This window comes from Bartonella rattimassiliensis 15908, assembly GCF_000278215.1.
In the GTDB taxonomy this organism is placed as follows: Bacteria; Pseudomonadota; Alphaproteobacteria; order Rhizobiales; family Rhizobiaceae; genus Bartonella; species Bartonella rattimassiliensis.
Genome location: NZ_JH725065.1, coordinates 340,655 through 347,606 on the forward strand (window position 1 = coordinate 340,655; position 6,952 = coordinate 347,606).

Consider the following 6,952-nt stretch of genomic DNA (forward strand, 5'->3'; position numbering starts at 1 on the left):
ATTGCGATGTAAAATGGTTATAAAACGCCGATATTTTGATCATAACGCAACAACACCACTCAAAAAAATGGCTCGGATGACGTTACTGGAATCTCTAGAGATATTTGGTAATCCATCGTCAGTTCATGCAGAAGGGCGTGCTGCTAAGACTTTGTTGCAAAAGGCACGTCGACAAATTGCTGAAAATCTTAAAACAGATCCAGATAACGTGGTATTTACTTCTGGTGCAAGTGAAGCAGCAGTGACTTTGTTAACACCCTTTTACACTATGGGAAATGCAAAGGTTCAATTTTCTCATCTTTACCTTGGAGCGACTGAACATCCAGCTGTTTTAGCAGGAGGGCGTTTTTCTAAAGAGTCAATAAGCATCATTGCTGTTGATCAAGATGGGCTTATTCAACAAGATAAATTAACATCACTCTTAACGGCTCACGATAAAACAAAAGGTTTACCTCTTGTTGCTATTCAAGCTGCAAATAGTGAAACGGGTGTTATTCAACCTTTAAAAGAAATAGCCGCTATTGTTCGAGATTTAGGGGGCAATCTTATTGTTGATTTGACACAATATGTAGATAAAAGTTTCGTTGATATTAATCAGCTCGGAGGAGATTTTTTTATACTTTCTGCCCATAAAGTTGGCGGTCCTAAAGGAGTAGGTGCTTTTGTTTCATGTGGTAATCTTCTCATGCCACATCCTCTTATTATCGGCGGAGGACAAGAAAAAGGTTTCCGTGGAGGAACAGAAGCATTGCCCCTTATCGCTGCTTTTGGAGCTGCAATGGTTGATTGTTTCACGCAGGAAGAAATAAAACAGTTGATATATTTACGCAATAAATTAGAAGATGGGCTACAAAAAATAAGTAAAAATGTTGAAATTTTTGGTAAAAGAGTTCAGCGTTTGCCAAATACAACTTACTTTACTGTGAAGAATATAAAAGCTGAAACAATGCAAATTGCTTTTGATTTAGAAGGATTTTCTGTATCGGCTGGCTCTGCTTGTTCTTCGGGAAAAGTAAAACAAAGTAAAGTTTTGGAAGCAATGGGGTATCATGTTCCAAATGGTGCCATTCGCATTTCGATAGGACGTGGCACGACTTTTGAAGATATTGATGATTTTCTATTACTTTTTTCTCAAATTATAAGTCGGTTATAAGCCAGGAAAAAGAGTAAAATTTACCATTTAAAATTATTAAAATTAGAATTATTTTAAATAATAAAATAAGTTTGATTGAAATTTTTGCGCTTTGCTTATACCCTAAGAAATAACTTGCTTACTTTAATCTTGTAAAAACAAGACTTTTAATTACCGGTTTTTGACGCCCAAACATGGAGAAAATTTATGCCGGCAGTACAAGAAACAATACGCCAAGTACGTGAAATAGATGTTGATCAATACAAATACGGCTTTGAAACAAAAATTAAAACAGATAAAGCTCCGAAAGGCTTAAATGAAGATATTATCAAATTTATTTCTGCTAAAAAACATGAGCCTGAATGGATGCTAACATGGCGCTTACAAGCTTACCGTCGTTGGTTGACAATGCAAGAGCCTAATTGGGCACGCCTTGAATATCCTGAAATTGATTTTCAGGAGCTTTATTATTACGCTGCTCCCCAAAATCATACAGGACCAAAATCTTTGGATGAAGTGGATCCTGAGTTATTAGCCACATACGAAAAACTTGGCATTCCTCTTAAAGAACAAGAGATTTTGGCAGGAGTAAGAAAACAGTCTGATCCTTCTACTGTTGATGCTAGTATGTCTGTATCGGGGCAAGTGGCTGTTGATGCGGTTTTCGATTCTGTTTCTGTTGTGACAACATTTAAAAAAGAACTGGCACGTGTAGGTGTAATTTTTTGCTCTATTTCAGAAGCAATTATTGAACATCCTGAGCTTATTAAAGAATATTTAGGAACAGTTGTGCCTGTGAATGATAATTATTATGCGGCCTTAAATGCAGCTGTTTTTACAGATGGTTCATTTGTTTATATTCCTAAAGGAGTTCGTTGTCCTATGGAGCTTTCAACCTATTTTAGGATTAATGAACGCAATACAGGCCAATTTGAACGAACCTTAATTATTGCAGCTGAAGATTCCTATGTTTCTTATCTTGAAGGATGTACAGCACCCCAACGTGATGAAAACCAACTTCATGCTGCTGTGGTTGAACTTATTGCCCTTGAAAAGGCTGAGATTAAATATTCTACAGTACAAAACTGGTATCCTGGCGATAAAGATGGAAAGGGTGGTATTTATAATTTTGTGACAAAGCGTGGAGATTGTCGAGGTGATAATTCTAAAATTTCATGGACACAAGTCGAAACTGGTTCTGCAATTACTTGGAAATATCCATCCTGCTTACTGCGTGGTGATAACGCGCGTGGAGAATTTTATTCTATTGCTGTTGCAAATGGTTATCAACAAATTGATTCGGGTACAAAAATGATTCATTTAGGAAAAAATACATCCAGTCGTATTATTTCCAAAGGTATTTCTGCTGGTTTTTCAAATAACACTTATCGAGGACAAGTTACGGCTCATCGAAAAGCAAAAAATGCGCGTAACTTTACGCAATGTGATAGTTTATTAATAGGAAATGATTGTGGTGCTCATACAGTTCCTTATATTGAAGCAAAAAATGCGACTGCTCAGTTTGAACATGAAGCCACAACATCAAAAATTTCTGATGACCAACTTTTTTATGTGATGCAGAGAGGAATTCCCGAAGAAGAAGCTATCGCATTAATTGTCAATGGTTTTGTAAAAGAAGTCATTCAAAAACTTCCCATGGAATTTGCTGTTGAAGCACAAAAGCTTATTGGTATTAGCCTTGAAGGTAGTGTTGGATAATTTTATTTAATTAGATAAATAGAAGACTTAATGTAAACAGGCTGTATCAGTAGCACATAATGCTAAAAATGACCTCTATGGTGATTATGAAAGTATATGGATGCTAAAAAATAATACGCATTGATATCTTAAAAACAGCCAGAACAGGACTAAATTATGTTAGAGATAAAAAATTTGCACGCCCGTGTTTTGGGGACCGATACAGAAGTTATTCGTGGTTTAAACTTGACGGTTCAAGATGGGGAAGTTGCTGCTATCATGGGACAAAATGGAGCTGGAAAATCAACTTTATCATATTTGCTGGCTGGTCGTGATGACTATGAAATAACAGAAGGAAATATTCTTTATAATGGACAATCGCTTTTAGAAATGGATCCAGCAGAACGTGCTGCATATGGTATTTTTCTTGCATTTCAATATCCAATGGAAATACCAGGGGTAGCAACGATGGAGTTTTTAAAAGTTGCGATGAATTCTCAACGCAAAGCGCGAGGCGATGAAGAGCTTAAAATTCCTGAATTTATAAAATGTGTTAAAGAAGTTTCAGCCAAACTTGAAATAGATATGGATATGCTCAAGCGTCCATTAAATGTAGGTTTTTCAGGTGGAGAAAAAAAACGTGCTGAAATTTTACAAATGGCGCTTCTTGAACCTAAACTTTGCATTTTAGATGAGACGGATTCTGGTTTAGATATTGATGCCCTAAAAATTGTTGCAGATGGTGTTAATAAGCTTCGGGATTCAAAACGTTCATTTTTGGTGATTACTCATTATCAACGGCTACTTAATTATATTATTCCTGATACAGTACATGTTCTTTATAAAGGACGAATTATCAAAAGTGGAGATAAATCCTTAGCGCTTTATTTAGAGCAAAATGGATACGCTGATCTTATCAAGGAAGCGGTTTGAGGTTATTGGATATGAATGAACAGCGAAATTTGTTAGCGGTTGAAGAAGATATACTCAATAATTTCAATCAGTATGTAAACAATTTACCTGGTGATAAAGCCATGCGGCAAATCCGCGAGAAAGCTATTAAGCAGTTTCAAACGACACAACTTCCTTCCCGTAAAATCGAAAATTGGCACTATACCAATCTGCGTACATTATTGAAGTCTGTTAGTAATTTTTCAAAAGTCCAAGATAATCAATTGGTTGCCCCATTACTTTCAGAAAGTACTATTTTTTCCATAAACAATGGAAAAACATCGATACAGTCAAAAGTAGATCATCTTACAGTAAAACGCTTTTCAGATGCGTTAGAAGATAATTCTGTACAGATAAATCCAAATATTTCTGATGAGGATTTTATTGGGCAGTTAAATACTGCTTTTGTTACCGATGGCTGGCTTTTTCACATTCCTGAAAATACAAAGTCGAATATACCCATTGAATTACAAAATATACAAATGGGAGGACAATCTCATGTTTTTTCAGATATAAAAGTTGATAAAAATAGTCAAGTTATGTTTATTGAACATCAGATTGGAAATGATCAAAATACCTTTGTCAGTTCGATATTTTCATTAAATATTGCTGCTGAGAGTGATGTTAAATGGATTCTTATTCGCGATCGTGATTTTAATTCTACACAGTTTGGGCGATTTCGTGCTGTTCTTGATCAAGGAGCGAAGCTATCACTTTATGTCATTAATATAGGGAGTCAACTCAATCGCCAGGAAGTTGATATTGAATTACAGGGGAAAGAATCTGATTTTCAATTACGCGTTATAAATTTATTATCAGGACAAACACACAGTGATCTTACAATGACTGTTTGTCACATGGAAGAAAAATCAACATCAACTGAAATTATACGCAATGTGGTTACAGATAAGGCTGTTGGTGTTTTTCAAGGGATAATACGTGTTGCTCAAAAAGCCCAAAAAACAGATGCACGTATGGCCTGTAATAGCCTTATCCTTTCAGATAAAGCAGAATTTAATGCGAAGCCTGAATTGGAAATTTTTGCTGATGATGTTGCATGCGGTCATGGTGCGACAGTTGCTAATATTAATCATGATTATCTTTTTTATCTCATGGCGCGCGGTATTTCATTTAAAACGGCTCGTGCTCTTTTAATTAAAGGATTTATTGCTGAACTCATTGATGACATCAAGCAAGATAATATCCAAAATGTTTTGGAGAATATCATTAATCAATGGCTTGAAAAAAATGTTTAAGAGAGAAAAAATGGAAAATAGCGTACAAACATTCAATTATAATGTCGACGAGATTCGATGTGATTTTCCTCTTTTGCACCATCAAGTTTATGGAAAGCGATTAGCATATCTTGATAGTGGTGCTTCTGCTCAAAAGCCGCAATCAGTACTCAATGCAATGGATAATTTTTATCACTATAGTTATGCTAATGTGCACAGAGGGATGTATTTTTTAGCCAATACAGCAACACAATTGTATGAAAATTCTCGTGAGGCCGTTCGCGTTTTTCTAAATGGTCAAAAAGCTGAGGAAATTGTTTTTACGAAAAATGCAACAGAAGCTATTAATACTGTTGCTTATGGTTGGGCTATGTCCAAACTCAAGGAAGGTGATGAGATTGTTCTAACAATCATGGAACATCATTCAAATATTATTCCGTGGCATTTTCTCCGTGAACAAAAAGGCATTAAACTTGTTTTTGTTCCTATTGATGAAAATGGTGTTTTCCATATTGAAGATTTCCAAAGGGCTTTAAGTGAAAAAACGCGGCTTGTTACTATAACGCATATGTCTAATATATTAGGAACTGTGCCTCCGGTTAAAGAGATTATTAAGCTAGCACATCACAATTCTATTCCTGTTCTCGTTGATGGTTCTCAAGGAGCAATACATTTAACTGTTGATGTGCAAGATCTCGATTGCGATTGGTATGTTTTTACAGGTCATAAGCTTTATGGTCCCACCGGTATTGGTGTTCTTTATGGTAAGGAGCATAGATTAGAGGAAATGCGTCCTTTTCAAGGAGGAGGAGAAATGATCGAGGAGGTAACAACCGATAAGGTTTTTTATAATGCTCCTCCTTACCGTTTTGAAGCAGGCACACCTCCTATCGTTGAAGCTATTGGATTAGCTGCGGCTATTGATTACATACAAGAGAAAGGTCGTAGTGCGATTCATGCCCATGAAATGTCCCTTTTAGCTTATGCGCATGAAAAACTTGAAGCGATTGAGTCATTGCGCATTTATGGTCATTCTCCTAATAAAGGAGCTATTATATCATTCGCAATTGAGGGGATTCACGCCCATGATATCGCTATGTTTATTGATAGAAAAGGGGTTGCGATACGGGCGGGAACTCATTGTGCACAACCTTTATTACAGCGCTTTGGTCTAACATCTATTTGTCGCGCATCATTAGCTATGTATAACACTCGAGAAGATGTAGATCAATTAATAGAAGCATTGAAAGAAGCAAGGACATTTTTTAATGACTAAATTAATTGAAGAACATCATTCCACAGAATCTGTTGAAACTGTAAATAAAAATGAAAAGCCTTACATATCAGCAATTCCGCCAGACGAAATTGACCGTATGACGAATGATATTATTGCTGCTCTCAAAACAATTTATGACCCAGAGATTCCTGCTGATATTTATGAGCTAGGGCTGATTTATCGTATTGATATTGAAGATGACCGTTCAGTAAAAATTGAAATGACTCTTACAGCACCGGGATGTCCTGTTGCTGGTGAAATGCCGGGGTGGGTAGAAAATGCGGTCAGTGCTGTTGAAGGAGTTTCGTATGTTGAAGTTACGATGACTTTTGATCCACCATGGACACCTGATTGTATGTCAGAAGAAGCACAAATTGCTGTCGGGTGGTACTAACAATACTGTCCATGAGTGACAAGATATTGATTTATAATGATAATCTAGCGTTATTCATATTGAATTAGAGTCACGAATAACGTAAGATTCTCTCATTTCAAGCCGGTTTATCTTGAATCAATCAAAACCACTCATTTGCACGTCACAAGCGGGGCTGGTGTGTGGGTAAAATTTATATAAGAAAGGAGTAAAAATGGCTCTTATGAACCGTCTTAATGCAAGGGCTGTCGCAACATTGGGGGCTGGCAAATATAATGATGGTGCCG

General features: G+C 36.3%; 6 protein-coding genes and 1 pseudogene. All 7 read left to right on the forward strand.

Annotated features, from left to right (window positions below; translation table 11 throughout):
• Positions 1–13: 13 nt before the first annotated feature.
• Positions 14–1,153, forward strand: coding sequence for a cysteine desulfurase family protein (locus MCY_RS04330; RefSeq protein WP_007347154.1), 1,140 nt, complete (start codon positions 14–16; stop codon positions 1,151–1,153).
• Between the two features lie 186 nt (positions 1,154–1,339).
• Positions 1,340–2,851 carry a Fe-S cluster assembly protein SufB gene (gene sufB / locus MCY_RS04335; protein ID WP_007347155.1) on the forward strand — a complete coding sequence of 504 codons (1,512 nt, stop codon included), beginning with the start codon at positions 1,340–1,342 and terminating at the stop codon, positions 2,849–2,851.
• Between the two features lie 156 nt (positions 2,852–3,007).
• Entirely contained in the window at positions 3,008–3,763 is a 756-nt protein-coding gene (gene sufC, locus MCY_RS04340) for a Fe-S cluster assembly ATPase SufC (protein ID WP_007347156.1), read from the forward strand.
• An 11-nt stretch (positions 3,764–3,774) separates the two neighbouring features.
• Positions 3,775–5,037: a Fe-S cluster assembly protein SufD gene (sufD, locus tag MCY_RS04345; protein WP_007347157.1), complete on the forward strand. Its 1,263-nt coding sequence runs from the start codon at positions 3,775–3,777 to the stop codon at positions 5,035–5,037.
• Between the two features lie 10 nt (positions 5,038–5,047).
• The gene (locus MCY_RS04350) at positions 5,048–6,292 is read left to right on the forward strand and encodes a cysteine desulfurase (protein WP_007347158.1); all 1,245 of its coding nucleotides are present in this window, start codon (positions 5,048–5,050) and stop codon (positions 6,290–6,292) included.
• A complete protein-coding gene (locus tag MCY_RS04355) occupies positions 6,285–6,686 on the forward strand; it encodes an SUF system Fe-S cluster assembly protein (RefSeq protein WP_007347159.1) in 402 nt (133 codons plus the stop codon). The genes MCY_RS04350 and MCY_RS04355 overlap by 8 nt, the downstream gene beginning before the upstream one ends.
• A 193-nt stretch (positions 6,687–6,879) precedes the next feature.
• A pseudogene (locus MCY_RS10310) lies at positions 6,880–6,952 on the forward strand (DUF4102 domain-containing protein); the annotation flags it as partial.

Coding starts and splice junctions, on each gene's coding strand:
- MCY_RS04330 (WP_007347154.1), top strand. CDS start 14: ATGGTTATAAAACGCCGATATTTTGATCATAACGCAACAACACCACTC.
- sufB (WP_007347155.1), top strand. CDS start 1,340: ATGCCGGCAGTACAAGAAACAATACGCCAAGTACGTGAAATAGATGTT.
- sufC (WP_007347156.1), top strand. CDS start 3,008: ATGTTAGAGATAAAAAATTTGCACGCCCGTGTTTTGGGGACCGATACA.
- sufD (WP_007347157.1), top strand. CDS start 3,775: ATGAATGAACAGCGAAATTTGTTAGCGGTTGAAGAAGATATACTCAAT.
- MCY_RS04350 (WP_007347158.1), top strand. CDS start 5,048: ATGGAAAATAGCGTACAAACATTCAATTATAATGTCGACGAGATTCGA.
- MCY_RS04355 (WP_007347159.1), top strand. CDS start 6,285: ATGACTAAATTAATTGAAGAACATCATTCCACAGAATCTGTTGAAACT.